The 17,122-nt window shown below is 37.4% G+C and carries 22 protein-coding genes; 13 read left to right on the top strand and 9 right to left on the bottom strand.

What is annotated here, in order from left to right; all coding sequences use genetic code 11:
- Positions 1-61: 61 nt before the first annotated feature.
- From ACHUE3_RS00765 to ACHUE3_RS00750, 4 genes are all read right to left on the bottom strand, one after another.
- Positions 62-352 carry a hypothetical protein gene (locus tag ACHUE3_RS00765; RefSeq protein ID WP_394189201.1) on the bottom strand — a complete coding sequence of 97 codons (291 nt, stop codon included), beginning with the start codon at positions 350-352 and terminating at the stop codon, positions 62-64.
- Between the two features lie 147 nt (positions 353-499).
- Entirely contained in the window at positions 500-940 is a 441-nt protein-coding gene (locus ACHUE3_RS00760; protein ID WP_394189199.1) for a MerC family mercury resistance protein, read from the bottom strand.
- Positions 941-1,042: 102 nt separating this feature from the next.
- Positions 1,043-1,420: a MerR family transcriptional regulator gene (locus ACHUE3_RS00755; RefSeq protein ID WP_004588890.1), complete on the bottom strand. Its 378-nt coding sequence runs from the start codon at positions 1,418-1,420 to the stop codon at positions 1,043-1,045.
- A gap of 42 nt (positions 1,421-1,462) precedes the next feature.
- Positions 1,463-1,852, bottom strand: coding sequence for a Cd(II)/Pb(II)-responsive transcriptional regulator (locus tag ACHUE3_RS00750; protein WP_004588889.1), 390 nt, complete (start codon positions 1,850-1,852; stop codon positions 1,463-1,465).
- A 77-nt stretch (positions 1,853-1,929) separates the two neighbouring features.
- Here ACHUE3_RS00750 and ACHUE3_RS00745 point away from each other — a divergent pair, with 77 nt between their 5' ends.
- From ACHUE3_RS00745 to ACHUE3_RS00715, 7 genes are all read left to right on the top strand, one after another.
- A complete protein-coding gene (locus tag ACHUE3_RS00745) occupies positions 1,930-2,544 on the top strand; it encodes a cation efflux transmembrane domain-containing protein (RefSeq protein WP_004588888.1) in 615 nt (204 codons plus the stop codon).
- Between the two features lie 55 nt (positions 2,545-2,599).
- Positions 2,600-3,331 carry a transglutaminase-like domain-containing protein gene (locus ACHUE3_RS00740; RefSeq protein ID WP_069439206.1) on the top strand — a complete coding sequence of 244 codons (732 nt, stop codon included), beginning with the start codon at positions 2,600-2,602 and terminating at the stop codon, positions 3,329-3,331.
- Complete coding sequence (locus tag ACHUE3_RS00735) at positions 3,318-4,220, top strand: cation diffusion facilitator family transporter (RefSeq protein ID WP_004588886.1); 903 nt, start codon at positions 3,318-3,320, stop codon at positions 4,218-4,220. Before ACHUE3_RS00740 ends, ACHUE3_RS00735 begins: the two co-directional genes overlap by 14 nt.
- A gap of 55 nt (positions 4,221-4,275) precedes the next feature.
- Positions 4,276-4,626 carry a hypothetical protein gene (locus ACHUE3_RS00730; RefSeq protein ID WP_004588885.1) on the top strand — a complete coding sequence of 117 codons (351 nt, stop codon included), beginning with the start codon at positions 4,276-4,278 and terminating at the stop codon, positions 4,624-4,626.
- A gap of 83 nt (positions 4,627-4,709) precedes the next feature.
- Positions 4,710-5,927, top strand: coding sequence for a TolC family protein (locus ACHUE3_RS00725; RefSeq protein WP_008468875.1), 1,218 nt, complete (start codon positions 4,710-4,712; stop codon positions 5,925-5,927).
- A gap of 64 nt (positions 5,928-5,991) precedes the next feature.
- A complete protein-coding gene (locus tag ACHUE3_RS00720) occupies positions 5,992-7,248 on the top strand; it encodes an efflux RND transporter periplasmic adaptor subunit (RefSeq protein ID WP_069439205.1) in 1,257 nt (418 codons plus the stop codon).
- An 11-nt stretch (positions 7,249-7,259) separates the two neighbouring features.
- Entirely contained in the window at positions 7,260-10,460 is a 3,201-nt protein-coding gene (locus tag ACHUE3_RS00715; protein ID WP_069439204.1) for an efflux RND transporter permease subunit, read from the top strand.
- A 248-nt stretch (positions 10,461-10,708) separates the two neighbouring features.
- On the opposite strand, the gene ACHUE3_RS00710 is transcribed toward ACHUE3_RS00715, so the two are convergent.
- Positions 10,709-11,332 carry a tyrosine-type recombinase/integrase gene (locus ACHUE3_RS00710; RefSeq protein WP_004589486.1) on the bottom strand — a complete coding sequence of 208 codons (624 nt, stop codon included), beginning with the start codon at positions 11,330-11,332 and terminating at the stop codon, positions 10,709-10,711.
- Between the two features lie 149 nt (positions 11,333-11,481).
- Between ACHUE3_RS00710 and ACHUE3_RS00705 the strand changes: the two genes are divergently transcribed.
- The 4 genes from ACHUE3_RS00705 (at position 11,482) to ACHUE3_RS00690 (ending at position 13,115) form a co-directional block, all read left to right on the top strand.
- Complete coding sequence (locus tag ACHUE3_RS00705) at positions 11,482-11,859, top strand: MerR family transcriptional regulator (protein WP_010557530.1); 378 nt, start codon at positions 11,482-11,484, stop codon at positions 11,857-11,859.
- A gap of 65 nt (positions 11,860-11,924) precedes the next feature.
- Complete coding sequence (gene merC / locus ACHUE3_RS00700) at positions 11,925-12,314, top strand: organomercurial transporter MerC (RefSeq protein WP_024601094.1); 390 nt, start codon at positions 11,925-11,927, stop codon at positions 12,312-12,314.
- Positions 12,302-12,517: a GDCCVxC domain-containing (seleno)protein gene (locus ACHUE3_RS00695; protein WP_076916053.1), complete on the top strand. Its 216-nt coding sequence runs from the start codon at positions 12,302-12,304 to the stop codon at positions 12,515-12,517. The genes merC and ACHUE3_RS00695 overlap by 13 nt, the downstream gene beginning before the upstream one ends.
- A gap of 178 nt (positions 12,518-12,695) precedes the next feature.
- A complete protein-coding gene (locus ACHUE3_RS00690) occupies positions 12,696-13,115 on the top strand; it encodes a hypothetical protein (protein ID WP_394189195.1) in 420 nt (139 codons plus the stop codon).
- A 503-nt stretch (positions 13,116-13,618) separates the two neighbouring features.
- On the opposite strand, the gene ACHUE3_RS00685 is transcribed toward ACHUE3_RS00690, so the two are convergent.
- The 3 genes from ACHUE3_RS00685 to ACHUE3_RS00675 form a co-directional block, all read right to left on the bottom strand.
- Positions 13,619-14,233 carry a hypothetical protein gene (locus tag ACHUE3_RS00685; protein ID WP_394189193.1) on the bottom strand — a complete coding sequence of 205 codons (615 nt, stop codon included), beginning with the start codon at positions 14,231-14,233 and terminating at the stop codon, positions 13,619-13,621.
- A gap of 193 nt (positions 14,234-14,426) precedes the next feature.
- A complete protein-coding gene (locus ACHUE3_RS00680; protein WP_248527526.1) occupies positions 14,427-14,705 on the bottom strand; it encodes a hypothetical protein in 279 nt (92 codons plus the stop codon).
- A 195-nt stretch (positions 14,706-14,900) separates the two neighbouring features.
- A complete protein-coding gene (locus ACHUE3_RS00675) occupies positions 14,901-15,236 on the bottom strand; it encodes a hypothetical protein (protein ID WP_394189191.1) in 336 nt (111 codons plus the stop codon).
- A 446-nt stretch (positions 15,237-15,682) separates the two neighbouring features.
- Between ACHUE3_RS00675 and ACHUE3_RS00670 the strand changes: the two genes are divergently transcribed.
- Both ACHUE3_RS00670 and ACHUE3_RS00665 read left to right on the top strand, forming a co-directional pair.
- Positions 15,683-15,994, top strand: coding sequence for a hypothetical protein (locus ACHUE3_RS00670; protein WP_394189189.1), 312 nt, complete (start codon positions 15,683-15,685; stop codon positions 15,992-15,994).
- Positions 15,995-16,048: 54 nt separating this feature from the next.
- Positions 16,049-16,450: a hypothetical protein gene (locus tag ACHUE3_RS00665; protein ID WP_394189187.1), complete on the top strand. Its 402-nt coding sequence runs from the start codon at positions 16,049-16,051 to the stop codon at positions 16,448-16,450.
- Positions 16,451-16,624: 174 nt separating this feature from the next.
- Here the strand turns inward: ACHUE3_RS00665 and ACHUE3_RS00660 are convergent, their stop codons facing one another.
- Entirely contained in the window at positions 16,625-17,122 is a 498-nt protein-coding gene (locus ACHUE3_RS00660; RefSeq protein WP_394189185.1) for a hypothetical protein, read from the bottom strand.

Genomic DNA, 17,122 nt, shown 5'->3' with positions numbered 1-17,122 from the left:
GCACAGAACTGTACTTCGGCAAAAAGCGGAATTTAGATGTAAAATTTCTCCCTTATTTTATTTAAGATAAAAACTCTGTTGCTTTTATCAGTGCATATTGAAGTCCCAAGAATGAGCCAAAAAATGCAAACATAACAATGACGAGGAAACCTCCACCTTTTGTTGATTCGAATACATCCTCGCGTCTTCCATCATAGTTATCAAACTTTGTTTCTAACCTCACTCCAGCTTTAAACGAATCACTCAATCCGTTTCTGTCAGGGTAGAAAAATGGGTGGATTTTACGTCCTATAAATATTGCGAAGGCTAATGATAATATTAAGGTGATTATTGTTGATACTTCAAATTCCATTTTTCTACTCTGCGGGTTGCTTGTCAACTAGCCAATAATTTTTAAATTATTGTTTACAAAATACTTTTTAAAAATATATTAAATTCTAATAAGAAAAATAGCACATACTGTATTGTTTGTTAAGCCGAAGAAGCCACCCACAAAGTTTCAGGTTAACGCCTTGAAGGGCTGCTTCTGGCACTTAGTTGAACTTCGGCAAAGAGCGAAAAGCAGACATTGACCGTTAATCGTTTCAACGACGGCAATTAGCCATACGTTGCATGTTTGCTCCCTTACTGGTTTTACGATATCCAAAACCGACATAACGACCATTAAGCAAATACCAAAGTAAAATAGGTATGTGCTCCAATCATATAGCCAAAGAGGATAAAGCGTTAATAGCACTGCTACAGGCCCTAGAATGCTGAAGACAGCTCTGGTATGGTTTTTATTTTTGTGCCAGTTGTATAAGTTTACCAATAGTTCCAAAGATGCAAAAATAGGTAAAAGCGTATTTACAGCTATTCCTTCGAAGTGAGAGAAGAAGCCTAGTCCTAATGCCGATGCAAGTGACCTTAATGCAGGGAGGCAGGCCGTGCCGCTAGCCAAACGCCACTAGAGCCTACTCTGTCTAATATTTTATTTATCATTTGAAAGTCTATTGGTTGATATTACCATCATTCTAAACTCCGTATACAAGTACGGAGTCAATCATTTTAATGAGTCAATTATGGGGCAATGTGTTGGATCTTCGTTTTGCATACAGGTATTTGTCATACCCACAATTACTTTCTCTAAACGTTGAAGGTCATTAATTTTGTCTCGAATGATTGCTAACTTTTGTCGGTTTAATAGCTCAACTTGAGCGCAGTTGCTGTCCATAGACATTAGCGATTTTATTTCTCTTAACGTAAAGCCGAGCGCTTTGGCTTTTGTGATAAACCTAAGTTGTCCTGCTATTGATTCGTCATATTGTCTATAACCAGATATTGGTTTTTCAGGTTGTGTAATCAGTCCTTCTCGTTCATAAAAACGAATGGTTTCTACATTTAAATTTAATGATTGTGCTAATTTGCCAATGGTTTTCATTATTGCCTTTGTGAATACTACTAATCTAAAGTTATATTTAGTTCAACTATCTAATGACTTGATAATGCCACAGACTTCAATTGTACCGTCAGACCCGCAAGAGCTTGCCATTAGTTTTAACTCTTTTTTGAGTGCATTCAATTCCTTCATTCGTTGATTAACTAAAGTTAGTTGCCGATCAATTAATGCATTTACACTAGAGCAACTCTCCTCTGGCTTGTTTTTTAATTCAATGAGTCGCTTAATATCATTAAGCGGAATATCTAAACTTCGACAATGCTTTACGAACTCTAGCTCTTTAAATGCCTTATTAGAATACAACCTGAAATTCCCTTCAGTGCGATCAGGATCTGACAGCAAGCCCTCCTTTTCATAATATCGGATGGTTTGTACTGAATACCCCGATGTTTTCGATAACTCACCAATTTTCATAAAATTTCCAAATAAACTTGACCCTATAGTCACTATAGGATTTATAGTTAGAGCATACAAGTTAATCGGAGATGAAAATGAGCGATTGTGGGTGTGAAGTTGAGCTAAAAGATAACCAGCAAAAAACGGTGCTTTATTGGCTTCTGGCTATCAATGCCTCGATGTTTGTTTTTGAAATTGGCTTTGGTTGGTTATCAGAATCAACGGCTTTAATTGCAGATTCGTTAGACATGCTAGCGGATGCAATCGTCTATGCAATTGCACTATACGCGGTGGGAAAGTCAATCCAACATAAGGCTAATGCTGCTTTAGTGAGTGGCTATTTCCAACTGGGGTTAGGCGTGCTAATTCTAATGGATATTGCTAGAAGGCTGTATGGTGAAAGTGAGCCTCACTCTTGGTTTATGATTGGCGTAGGCATGGTTGCTTTAGTTGCAAATGTGATTTGTCTCATCCTTATTCGAAAGCACAACAACGATGAAGTACATATGAGAGCTAGCTGGATATTTTCAGCGAATGATGTAATTGCAAATCTTGGTGTCGTTATCGCAGGCATACTCGTTATGGTGCTGAAACAGCGTTGGCCTGATATCGTCATTGGTAGCATCATTTCAATGTTAATTCTTCGAGGCGCTTACCGAATACTAAGCGATGCTAAACAAGAATTAGCTGTTGCTGAGAAAACACGTTAAACACCAAATGAAGATAAACAATCAACCTTTGGTTGTTCAAAGTAAGGAAACATCAATGAATAGCAAATATCTAGAAAAAACCAAGATAGTAAATTTTGAACACTCTACAATTCAATCATTAATTTCTGAGCGTAATTGGCAAGAACTCGATGACTTCAACAAAATTGGTGCAGCCTACCAATTTGTTAAAGATGAAATATTATTTGGTTACAATGAGAGTGATGATATTTCAGCAAGCAGTGTTTTAGCCGATGGTTACGGACAATGCAATACCAAGGGTAACTTGCTGATGGCTTTGTTACGAGGATTAGGTATTCAATGTCGTTTTCACGGCTTTACTATTGAGCAGCGATTACAAAAAGGAGCTATTCCAACTTATGTATTTTGGTTAGCACCTAAATATATCATTCATAGTTGGATTGAAGTTTATTTCAAGGATCGTTGGATAAACTTAGAAGGCTTTATATTAGATGAACAATATTTAAGTTCACTACAGCACAAATTTAGTCAAATAAAAAACGAATTTTGTGGTTATGGTGTTGCAACAAAGTGTTTCTCTTCGCCAGATACAGATTGGCGTGGTCAAGATACCTATATACAAAAAGAAGGTATTCATGATAATTTTGGTGTTTATAATTCCCCTGATGAGTTTTATCTCGAAAAAGGAACTAACTTATCAGGAATCAAACGTTGGATGTATCAACGAGTGATCCGTCACTTTATCAATTTTAACGTAGTCAATGTAAGAAATTTAAAAGTTCTTGAGGTGGAAAATGCACAATCATAGCCATAGCCATTCGCATGGAAAAGACGACCGTATAGGTTGGACATTTTTCCTTAATGTTTCATTTACTATTATCGAATTTATTGGTGGTTGGCTAACCAACAGTACCGCTATTATGGCTGATGCTGTACATGACCTGGGTGACAGTTTATCTATAGGATTCGCTTGGATACTGAGTCGTTTCTCGGATAAAGAAGCATCCGATAGATTTAGCTATGGCTATCGTCGTCTTACCCTGTTTGGCGCATTAATTAACAGTATTGTATTAGTTATTGGTTCTGTCTGGGTGCTATTTGAAGCAATACCAAGATTATCTAATCCTGAAATGCCAATGGCTGAAGGAATGTTGGGTCTTGCATTACTTGGGGTTGCTGTTAATGGGTATGCAGTATTTAAACTAAAAGCGGGTAAAACGCTGAACGAAAAAGTACTTACGTGGCATTTGCTTGAAGACGTACTTGGCTGGGTTGCAGTCCTAATTGTTTCTATCGTGCTGCTTTTTGTAGATCTACCAATATTAGATCCTTTGCTTTCTATAGGCTTTACACTGTTTATATTGTTTAACGTTTTGAAAAACCTGAAAACAACATTGGCACTATTTCTTCAAGCTACACCTGATGAAGAAGTGCAGAATAATATTGAAAAAGCGATAAAGGCTATACCTGAAATTAATGGGATTCATCATATGCACTTTTGGTCATTAGACGGGGAAAGTCACGTATTAACTGCTCACCTAGAGTTAGCCCATAACTTTGAGGTTGATAAATTAATTAGGCTAAAACAACAAGTGGCTAAGGAACTTTCTTCTTATAATTTATCTCATACAACCATTGAGTTTGAGTTTCCTCAAGAAACTTGCCGTGACGAGCATGAAAAACATGCGCATGGCTAGTTTAGAAAACCTTTTTTTGATATTATAATTTTTCATATTTAAGTAGGTGTTTATTTTGAAATTCAATGTTGCGTTAAAAATACTATTAGTCGTTTCGATTGTTTTGCAATCGTTAACTGCTGTTGTATCCGCAACACCTGAGAATCACCAAATAGATATAGAGCACCTTCAAATTCAACATGATCATGCAGATGATCGAAATGTCTCAAATGATAATGTAGGTGATGAGCAGCATAATGAAAAAGATTGTCATCACTGCGGACATTGCAGTGGCAGCCACTTATCTTGGATTTTAGTCAGTAATTCAAATACCACGGGCAAACTAAACATTATCAATAAAACGCCTTATCAAATTGATCAAACAAGTACCTTTCTTGAAGCGATACTTCGTCCGCCCATTTCTTAATTAGATTAATTTTTAATGACCTATTTATCCTTTAATAATGGATAAAGGTTTCGTGTTTATTAATTTTAAAATTAAGAATTTTTATGTATATATATTTAAAAAATGCAGGTTTAGTCCTGTCTTTATGTATGGCTGTGAGTTTTTCAGTTGCCACTTATGCCAAACAGAAAAGTATTTCATGGCTAGATAGTCAAATAAATAAAGATCCCGAAGTTGTTGCGGCTAAAGAGTTACTTAATGCAAGTAATCATAGAGCCAAGAGCTTAACTAAAGCCGTATATAACCCAGAGCTTGAAGCAAGCTATGAAAAAGAGGGTGATTTTGATAATTATTCTATTGGTATCAGTCAAACGATTGATTTTTGGGATAAGCAATCAGCAAATAAAAGCATTGGTGAAATTGGTGTTTATGCAAACCAGCAACAATTGTTATCTCTACTCGATTCTAAAAAGGCTAACGCTTTAACTGCAATAGTTAATTGGCAAGCAGCAAAAAAGGTGGCTCAGTTACTTTCAGTAAGAGAAAATCAATTACAAACGCTCGTTGGAATTATTGAAGATAAGCGAAAAGCAGGACTTTTAGAGCCACTTGACGCTGAACTGGTTTATTTAAACTTGTCCCAAGTTTTCAGTGAAATATCTGAGTCGCAAATTGCTTTGAAAAATGCAGAGGTAAATGTTCAGGAGTTATTGCCTGATTGGACGCCTAATACTACCAATTTGTTTTCATTTACTTTTGGAGCAACAAACTATTCATTTAACTCTCAGTGGGTTGAGGAACATCCAAAAGTTAAACTCGCTAGAGCGCAATGGAAGATAAAACAATCTAAAGCTCAACTAACCACTATGGAATCTAAAGCCAATCCAACCATTGGAGTTAACGCAGGGAAAAGTGGAGATGAAGACTTGATTGGCGTGACTTTCTCAATGCCTTTAAATATCAGAAATAACTATTCAGATACTGTTAAAGCCGCTTATTCAGAAGCAATTGCAGCAGAGGCTAACTTTCGGTCGGTTTATCGAAAGCAGTCATTTGAAGCAAAAGCTAATTATGAATCGCTTATTGTCAGTAAAAAATATTATGAGCAATGGCAAAAACTGACAAAAGGCAGATTAGATAGCAGCGAAAACTTATTAAATAAGCGCTGGGAAGCTGGTGACATTAATACTTCTGACTACTTACTTGCATTAAATCAACGTGCGGAAGGGCTTCATGCAGGAATACGTTTGGAAAATCAATTCAAGCTTGCAGAAATATCCTTCATTTTAAGTATGGGTCAGTTATCCAAATTTGAGATTTGAGCGCTTTGTTTTTTCAGTAGCGAAAAACGAAATCTTAAATTTATTAAAAATATAGGTTACAAAAATGAATACAGTAATTAGTAAAAAATTTTTAGCCGTAGTAATTAGCTGCCTGTTAGTTGGGTTTACTACAAATCATGATGCTTTTGCACAGTCGTCAGATGGAACTGGTTCTGTCACAAACGTTTCGAAACAAGAAGAAAAAGAACATCAAGATGAGCATGAACACGAAAAGGGACATGAAGAAGATAAAGGTGACCATGACGAGCACGGCCATGAAGGTGGTAATAAAGAGGGAGAAGAAGGACATGAAGAAGGTATCACTATTGATCCAAAGAAGATGTCGCTTGCTAACATTAAAGTGGAAAGTGTTAAGCCTGAATATCAATTTAGCTCCGTATATGCACCTGGCGAAATAAAAGCTAATGGCTATAAAAGTTATGTGGTATCGCCACGTACAGAGTCAGTCATTATTAGTCGCCATGCAGCGCTTGGAGAGCATGTAGAAATAGGTCAGAAGTTAGTTACATTATTTAGTGAAGCAATGGCACAAGCACAGGCTGACTATTTAATCGCTTCAACCGAATGGCAACGTGTGAAAAAGCTGGGTAACAAGACGGTGAGTGAAAGTAGATTATTACAAGCAGAGACTACATACAATGCGAGTTACGGGAAGCTTATTGCTTTAGGGTTAACTGAAAAAGCAATAGATGGCATTTCTAACAAAGACATAAAAGCGTTTGGGCAATATACATTAATTGCTCAGCGTGAAGGGGTTGTACTTCAAGACGATTTTATCCAAGGGCAACGTGTTGATGCTGGTGATTCAGTAATGTTGTTAGCAGATGAAAAACAACTATGGGTTGAAGCAAAAGTTTCTCCAAATAAAAAGCTGAATTTATCAATTGATTCTCCTGCGGTACTTAAATTAGAAGGCCAGAGTTACAATGCCAAAGTTATCCAAGAAGCCCATACAATTGACCCTATTACTCGTACTCGAATTATTAGGTTAGGAGTAGATAATTCGGATGATAATCTTCATTCAGGCATGTTTGTAAAAGTTTACTTTCAGTTTGCCACAAAGCAGAAAGTGATGGCTGTGCCAGAAGAAGCATTGATCCGCAGCGCAGATGGTGATTGGACAGTATTTGTCGAAGACCACCCTGGAGAATTTAAAGCTGTAGAAATAGAACTAGGCCGAGCCTTAGGTGGTTTTAGAGAAATCATTGGCCTTGATAGTGGAACGCGAATTGTAACTAAAGGCGCATTTTTTGTTGCGTCTGAAATCGCTAAAGGCGGATTTGATCCGCACAACCACTAAGGAGCAAGACTATGTTTAATAAAATAATAGATTGGTCTGTTAATAATAGACTCCTGATTTTGATTGCGCTGTTTGCCACTATGGTTGGTGCAGTTATGGTGATCCCAAAATTAAATTTGGATGCCTTTCCTGATGTTACTAATGTTCAAGTTGCTGTAAATACTGAAGCGCCAGGACTGGCTGCTGAAGAAGTTGAACAACTCATTACGTACCCCATTGAAGCGGTAATGTATGCCCTACCTGATGTAGAACAAGTGCGCTCAATTTCTAAAACAGGCTTGTCTGGCGTTACGGTTGTTTTCAAAGAAGGCACCGACATTTACTTTGCAAGACAACTCGTATTTGAGCGTCTTCAAGCCGCAAAAGAACTGATACCAGAAGGTGTTGGGACACCCGAAATGGGACCAAACACCTCTGGGCTAGGCCAAGTATTTCAGTATCTTCTTATTTCAGATAAAGGTGCAGGTTATGATGCTATGGCACTCAGGAGTCTCAATGATTGGGTAGTAAAATTACTCGTTATGCCTGTCGATGGAGTCACTGATGTATTATCTTTTGGTGGTAATGTTAGGCAATACCAAGTCAATGTCGATCCATCTAAGCTCTTAGCATATGAACTAACGCAAGAAGACGTTGTTGGTGCCCTAGATAACAACAATGCGAATGTTGGCGGATGGTACATGAACCGTGGGCAAGAGCAGCTTGTGATTAGAGGCACAGGCTGGTTTGAGAGTGGTGAGGCTGGCATCAGTAATATCAAACAAGTTCCCGTTAAAACAGTAGATGGTACGGTTGTTACGGTTTCAGATATTGCTAAAGTTGAAATGGGCAGTGAAATTCGTCAAGGTGCTGTCACCATGACGCGCAAAACCGAAGACGGTAAAGTCGAAAATTTAGGCGAAGTTGTCTCTGGCATTGTCTTAAAACGCATGGGTTCAAATACTAAAGCCACCATTGATGGTATCAATGCAAGAATTCCATTAATTAATCAAGCATTGCCAAAAGGTGTTCGCTTTGAGCCTTTTTATGATCAGGCTGATTTGATTGAAAAAGCGGTAAATACAGTGGTTGATGCACTATTACTAGCATTTATTTTCATCTGTATTGTATTAGCACTATTTTTAATGAATTTACGTGCAACCTTCTTGGTATTAATATCTATTCCAATTTCAATTGGTATCGCGTTAATGATCATGGCTTGGTGGGGCATTTCTGCAAACCTTATGTCACTGGGTGGCATAGCGGTCGCTATTGGTATGCTTGTAGATGGCTCAGTGGTTATGGTTGAAAATATGTTTAAACATTTAAATAGACCTGACGCGACACATTCGAAATCGGTAAAGGAACGTGTTCCAACTTCTGACGCAGATCCGCACGATGTAGAACACGATGAGCACGGCATTAAATTACGTCTGCAAAATGCAGGTAAAGAAGTGGCTCGTCCCGTCTTTTTTGCTGCCTCGATTATTTTAGTCGTATTTGCGCCATTGTTCAGCTTTGAAGGGGTTGAAGCAAAGTTATTCCAACCTATGGCAATAAGCATCATCTTAGCCGTTGTATCTGCGATTGTGGTTGCGTTGTTTATCGTACCTGCACTGGCAACTTATTTATTTAAGTCAGGTGTAAAAGAGAGGGAAAGCTTTGTTCTTAGGCCATTAGACAAACTCTACAGAAAAGGGCTTACATTCGCACTAAAACGCACCAAGTTAGTCATTTCAGCCGCACTTATATTAGTTTTCTCTGCCTTTGCATTAGTTCCATTAATTGGTACTGAATTTGTACCTGAGTTAGAAGAAGGGACGATAAACTTAAGAGCAACGCTGGCACCTTCTTCCAGTTTAGATACCGCGCTCACTGTGGCACCAATTCTAGAAGAAAAACTAATGGCTTTTCCTGAAGTAACCTATGCATTAAGCCGAATTGGTCGAGCCGAAATAGGTGGAGATCCAGAGCCTGTGAATAACATAGAAATTTACATAGGGTTGAAGCCTGTTTCTGAGTGGACCAGTGCATCTAATCGATATGAACTTCAAGGGAAAATGGAGAGATCTTTAGAGGAGTTTCCTGGCTTACTACTAAACTTTTCTCAACCTATTGCGACTCGTGTTGATGAGTTACTATCTGGCGTAAAAGCTCAGTTGGCGATAAAGTTATTTGGCCCTGAGTTAGACGTTTTAGCAGCTAAAGGACAAGAGATCGAAGCGGCTATAAAGAGTGTTGATGGTGCAAGAGATGTTGCTCTTGAGCAAATTGCAGGTGAAGCGCAACTTGTCGTAAAACCTAATAGGCAAGAGCTATCGCGCTTTGGACTTTCAGTTGTTGATATAATGGAAGTTGTGCGAGATGGTATTGGAGGGGTTGAAGCTGGACAAATCATCAAAGGCAATGAACGTTATGATATTTACGTGCGTATTGAAGAAGAGTACCGACAAAATAAGGAAGCTATTTCAGATATTCGAATTCAGTCACCAACAGGCGCCTGGGTACGCTTAGGTGATGTTGCAACTGTTTCATTTGAATCAGGTCCTCCTCAAGTAAGGCGCGATGATGTTCAAAGGCGTGTCGTTATTCAAGCAAACGTTCAGAATAGAGATATGGGTAGTGTAGTAGCCGACATCAGAAAAGTTATTGCTGAGAAAGTTGACCTACCTTCAGGTTACTCGGTAGCAATAGGTGGCCAATTCGAAAGCCAGCAGCGTGCTCAAAGCAGACTAGCTATCGTTGTACCTCTATCTTTAGCGCTAATTGCATTGTTACTTTACTTTGCTTTTGGCTCTGTTGGTCAAGCTATGCTGATATTGGTCAACGTGCCGCTTGCTGTAATTGGCGGAGTTTTCTCCTTATATTTATCTGGACAATACTTGTCTGTACCAAGCTCCGTTGGCTTTATTACCTTATTTGGTGTAGCGGTATTGAATGGGGTCGTTATGGTAGAAAGTATCAACCAACGTATTAAAGACGGTCTAGAAGCATCTAAAGCCGTTTTTGAAGGCGCTACTTCAAGATTAAGACCTGTACTTATGACTGCTATAACATCAGCTTTAGGTTTGATACCGATGTTAATGTCTAATGGTGTTGGTGCAGAAATACAGCGCCCATTAGCGAGTGTTATTGTTGGCGGCTTGGTAACTGCAACACTGTTAACATTATTTGTTTTACCTGTTTTATATCGCTGGTTTTCAGAGAAAAAAATAAAAGAGCTATCCAGATAAAATTACTGTGAACTCTAACCCCACGCTAAAGTCACGTTTAGCGTGGGGTTATTGAGTAGATGAACGAAAAGAAAGATTAGATTTAACAATAAACTAATAGTCATGACTGCTTTGTCGGAATATTTGTCGTTAAACAGGCCAAAGCTAACTTCCGCTTTCGTATCTTTGCAGTCTTAATCTCTATGTGTCTCAAGGTCGGATTATGGCACGTGCCAGACTCTAACTTCGAGTCTGGCTTAGGTTCAAATTTAAGCATCGATCTGTTCTGATACTTCTAACGCATCATCAACTTCTATTCCCAAGTACCTGACAGTGCTCTCTAGTTTTCTATGGCCAAGTAGAAGCTGACAGGCTCTTAAATTTTTAGTTTTTTTGTAAATTAGTGATGGTTTGGTACGTCTCATTGAATGAGTGCCATATTGAGTCTTATCTAACCCAATTGAGGTGACCCAAGAGTCAACTATACGTCCATATTGACGGGTTGAAAGGTGTTCAGAGGAATGAATTCGTGACTTAAACAAGTAATCATAAGAATTGAGAGTAAATTGCTCTATGAGCGCCACAATTGATTTCCTTGTATTTCCAGTAATTTCAAATTGAACAGGCATACCAGTCTTTTTTTGAACGACTATTGCCCGTGATTGGATTGCTTTACCATGTGCAATGTCATTAACTTTTAGTGAAACTAAATCACACCCTCTTAGTTTGCTATCTATGGCTAGGTTAAATAGTGCTAGATCTCTTATTTTATGAAAAAGTTCCAGTCGTATTCGGATAGCCCATATTTGCTGTAATTTTAGAGGTAACTTTTGTCCTACAAGCTTATTTTTATTCCAAGGCTCTTTAGGCTGATATATAGTTAACTGGTGCATTAGTTGTACTCCGGTGTTTATGGAGTTTTAAGCTTAGCTCGCTACAAAAGAATTCGGGTATGAGCGAAAACCAGTCATTGTAGTTCGAGCAATTTTACTTCGTATTGATATACTAATGTCATGATTAAAGTTGATTTTATGGTTGGACGATGAAAACAATAGGCAAGTTGGCTAAAGAACTTGATATAGGCGTAGAAACTATACGGTTTTATGAGCGGGAAGGCTTGATAAAACAGCCTCAAAAACCTCAAAATGGTTATCGTGTCTATGACGACTCAATCACCAAACAATTACAATTCATCTGTAAGGCCAAAGCACTTGGCTTTACTCTAAAAGAAGTGGCTTCATTGATGTCAATGGATGGCGATTGTGCCAAAGTAGAATCCCTAGGCTTGCTGAAATTGAACGTAATTCAAAATAAGATAGCTGACCTTCAACGCTTAGAAGTCGTCATAAAAGAAATGACTAATTCATGCCGCAACAATAACGATCAATCCCACTGCCCAATAATCGATTCGCTAAAATAGTATTGACTCCGTACCTACCTACGGAGTTCATACTCAAATCATTCAAATAATGTTAGACGTTAAAAATGATTAATAAGATTTTAGATAAAGTTAGCTCAGGTGGTGTTTGGCTTGCGGCTCTTAGTTGTACGGGGTGCTTCCCCGCACTCGGCTCGTTAGCATCAGCATTAGGATTAGGCTTTCTCTCTCACTTTGAGGGAATTGCTGTAAATACCTTGTTACCTATATTTGCAACTCTGGCATTGTTGGTAAATTTGTATAACTGGTATAAAAACCAAAATCATGCGAGAGGTATTCTTGGGGTTATTGGCCCTATAGCGGTTTTGTTAACCCTCTATCCACTATGGCAATACGAATGGAGCACTTATTTGTTTTATGTAGGTATTTGTTTGATGATTGTAATGTCCGTATTAGACATTGTTAAACCTTTGAAGGAGCAAACATGCAAAGTATAGAGTTAAATTCTACCATTACTTGCCCTGAGTGTGGCTTCAGTAAAACTGAAGAAATGCCAACCAACGCTTGCCAGTGGTATTATGAATGTGAATCTTGCAAAGTTCTCCTAAAGCCTTTGAAAGGCGATTGTTGCGTATATTGCTCTTATGGAACAGTGAAATGCCCGCCAATTCAAGAAGGTCAAAGTTGTTGCGATAGCTAAATGACAGTCTATTAATGGCAATGAGAAGGCATAAAAAGAAATAGTGAAATGTCAGCAATCGTATCATTGCAGCCTTTATCACTAAGTCACTCAAGGGCTGCTTTTGGCACGAAACGGAAGTTGAACAGGTATATTAACTGGACTTCCAAATGAAGCCCAGATTGAAGAGTTATAATGCATGAGAAAAGTCAAACGCTCTAAAAAAATCACCGATAATATCGACATTATTTACTTTGCAGATTTAGCAATGGTATTGATTGTTGTATTTTTTATAATGACGGCGCAAAAATCAGAATATGTTATAGATATTATTCAAGGCGTTAATAAAGAAAAATGCGGTAATATTTGCGCTCACAATCCTGCGATTAGAGTCATCGTTACTGATGACGGAGGTCTAATCTTTAATTATCCGCGACGTAGTATAAGTGTGTATGATGAAAAAGAGGCGTCAGGCCATATTCAAAAACTATTAAATGAACTTCCTACCAACACAGTATGGATTTTTGCCTCACATAATGTAGCTTTAAAGCATACTATTGCAGCCACAATCCTGTTCAAAAAAAATGATATAGACAGAGTTGTGTGGAATGATTTATGACAAACACTTAAAGAGCAGCTGGCTTTTTTCAGTTTATGTGGGCGTTAGGGGTGTCCGTAATTGGCACATATGAGACTTTCAGGTTTGATTGAGTTCTATTATTCAAATCTGATAGTTCAAGTTAAAGATTATTCATCAAACCATACCGGAATAAGTTAACCTCAATCAGCTTTATCGCTCTTTTTAACTCTGCGAATAGAGTATAAAACCGTGATTGTTAAAATAAGTGCGGGAATAAACCAGAGCAATTCAATAAACATTTTCACCCCTTAGAGCTTACTTTTTCATCGTTGCTGATTGAATTCATAGTGTCCACACTCTTTTTTGTCAGTAAATAATATGCATGACAAACACAAACAATCGTAATAATGAACGCGAGAAGAATATAGATACTTAGTGTCACAGCACTTTCCTTACCTCAGCTTTGTTATAGCGAAATACTAACTATTAGTAAGTAACAAATATACTCAACAGAAGCCAAATAGCAATTACTTCCCTCTAAATCAGATAACGTTACCGTTTACATCAACGAGAGTTATGGCATCGATATCATAAATTCCCAGTTCAACGTCTTTGTAATAAACATCATCTGAGACTTGGTAAATTAGTCGCCAATCTAAACCTTTAGTATCCACAGGATAATAGCCAGTTGCTACCCACTTATTGCCTTTAGCATCAACAGCAACAGCCCCTGGTATAAATCGCTCAGCGTTGTTGTTTAAACTATCTATCCATTGAGTTTCAGTTTTATAACCTGTTACAACATAGCCTTCTCCCTTGACAGAAGTATCGAGATTGGCATTTCGATAATTTTGGGTTGCTAAATACTCAGGATCGACACAAAGGTTATCATTTTCGCGCATAGCTAGGAATTGAATTTCCGATGATGAAGCTATGGTTAACCCATATTTATCTTCAATTTTATCATTGAGTTTGCTTATCGTTCCATGCAACGAGATTTCTTCAATAGTTGGTAAATCATGAAGGTAATCCCACATGTTTTTCTGTATTTTATAGTGATCATGCTCATCACTAATAATCCACCGTCCATTCTCATCATAAAGCGCTTGAATGATCAGATAAGTGTCATGTTTGGCAGCTAAAGTTCGACTACTCAAACTTAACTCAACATGGCCGTCTACTAGGTAAAATGCACAAAATCTTGGTGACGGACAATTAGATTGTTGTTTATTCTCAAAGTGCTCGAAATTATTCAAGGGACTACTACTCGCATGACAAAAGTAAACTAAAACATATTATTCAAAAACACGTTTCCAAAATACAATAAACAGCTTTTCCTGCACTAACCACTTAACCTAAAGAAACAATATTCATATTTGCATCTATTTCAAACTTGAAGCGATTTTTAATCCCGTGGGGTATCGACAAGTTATGGGTTGGTTTAAAACGAAAGAACTCGTCTTGGCTAAAACTTTGGTCGGGATCATCTTCGAATATCATTAAGTCGATTTCTGCCTCTTCACAATAATATTGCTCCAAATCATCTACTGAAAGCTTTGAAACGATATCGGTATAAGTTGAGTCACTGTAGCTAACAGCCCACCGCACATAGAACTTTGGTTTAACCATTTTATTCCTCTAATCAATTTACGCGTTGGTAATAGGTTAAAGGAAACAAGGATTCCGAAATACATGAAAATGCCCACCAAAAGGTGGGCATCAATCTATGTGGTAACAGCTGCACTCTTGTTTGATTAAGTTTGCCGTTAATTTTAAATATGGCCATTAAGGGAAAATTTTGAGTTGTCGTCCCTCATTGTAGATTTAAAGATTCTCAAAAAAATCAGCTATCGAGCAATCAAACAAGTGATAGAAATGCTGCAACTGCCCCGACTGCAATACATGCTCTCTTACGAGGCTTTTAAATTGCTTGAGCACATAAAAGTTAGACTGAACAAAAACGTTGGTTATTGGTCTATGCTCTACTGGCAGCAATTCAAACATTCCCGAACTCAAGACTATGAACTCTTGCGACATGACATAGTTGCGAACATAATAAATATAGTCAGTTCCCCTTTCGTAAAGCGCAATATAGTCTTCATCATAGGCAATGCTAGGTTGCTGTTGTGTTAGCTCTATTGATTTTAAATTAGTGTTCACTGTGATCTCCTAAAATTTAATAACCTCAGAAGTACCTAGCGCCACTATCAGAAAATTAGTGTTAATTATCTTTTATATACTTAGCTTCAAGTGTTTTTTTTATTACATAGTAAACTGATATAAAGATGAACACTGTTGCTAAACCAACACCTGCTAAAAATATTACATCAATCATTACGCATCCATTTTTGCATCGTCTCTACATTTTAGTGGAGTATTACACCACTGCCAAAACGTTTGGTTATTTTGTTTACACTCTTTATAAACCCTAATTGCCTCATAAATGAGGTGGCTTATAAACAATACCCATTCCATAAATTAACTCTTTTTAGCTGTTGTTTGGTTTTTTAACTTTAATGAAAAAAACTTAAAATCAAAGCGTTTTACAAATTTCTCTCAGCCTGCTCCTTGATATCAATTCAAACAAATTAAAAGGAGACAGTTTTATGAAGAATAAACCACTAAAAGGCTCATATATGTGCTTTTTAAATGAAGAGCTAGGACGAGCAATTGCTATGACTGAGCATTCTATAGATTCACAACATTTGACGAGAAAAAAATTACAAGGGTTTGACTGGTATAGTATGTTTGATTATCAATTAGATCACCTGCATCCAGCTGAAAAAGACGCCCTTGCTAGAGTTGCGAAGCTATTAGCTGAGTTGGCTTTTGACACCCAACAATACGACTCACGAAAGAATAATTTGCATCAAATTATCCTTTCTTTGGATAAATTCGATAGCAGCGAAGCTTATTAATTTTCCAGTGATGAACTTAATTACTCATGAGGTTTATCAACAAAGGACTTACTCATGAGTAACAAGACAGAAAATGATCAAACACCTTTTATTCATTTATTTACGAGGAAGACACGAACGCCAGAACATTGGCAAGATAGGTTCAGAGTATGCTGGTATTTTAATTCAAACACTTTGGATTATATCTATGAGCACAAAAATGAGCGCTTTCAAACCAATGGCTTTGTATTGTCTAAGGGCTTGCTGGAACAGCTACCCGAAGAATTTCATAAAAAGTTTTTCGAACCGAAAGAACGAGGTCTAATCTTCTGTGTTTTTGGCGAATTGATGCATGAATATCTTCAGGCTGGCAGTGTTAGTGATAGCGAGTTTATTTCAACCTTTGGGGTATCTAAGTCTCGGTATTTTAACGAAGAGGCGTTCTCTGAATTTGAGGAAATGATCGAGTTTATCTAAGGGCTGATTATCAGCCCTTTTTATTTGCTGTTTGTCTACAGGTTACATAAATAACTGCAAAAGTTAATATTAACGCAGGTAGTGCCCATAGAAACGATATAGACATAGCTCTCCCTAAACCTTTAAAAGCCACTGTTTAGCAATTTATACCGTTATTAATGAAACTGTATAAGGTCAACTTTTAAGCATTGATAGCATCTTTTTTAGATCTTTAGTCCCTTTGTATACTTTAGCAGATATCCAAAGACAGAATATTGCTGGTAACATCATGCCTAAAGACGTTGGATTAATTTTATCTAAACTGAAGCTTATTGCACTAGATATGAAAAATGCTGCCAGTAAAATTGTGATGAAAATACCAACTACTCCTGCTTTCACAGAAGATTTTTGAATATAAATTTTCCGAGATTTATTTGCAAAAATTTCAGGAGCCATATTACCGACACTATCAATCCGACCAACAGCAACCACATCGTCGCCATTCTCAATAAACATCGGTGATGAGCCTGTATCTAGCGTTACTTGCTTATGGCTAACTTTAAAAGTAACGTGGTTACTACCACTATGAATGTATTTTTTTAAACCTTCGACCTTTCCATTTAGCTTTACTGGTTCATTAGAATCTTTTTTCATATTTTTTTTATAATAAAATTTTTGAATAGGATACTTCAC

Origin of the sequence: Pseudoalteromonas atlantica, from assembly GCF_043641955.1 — a bacterium.
GTDB lineage: Bacteria > Pseudomonadota > Gammaproteobacteria > Enterobacterales > Alteromonadaceae > Pseudoalteromonas > Pseudoalteromonas atlantica_A.
The sequence above is the reverse complement of the archived record's forward strand: the minus strand, read 5'-3'. Positions and strand labels throughout refer to the sequence as shown.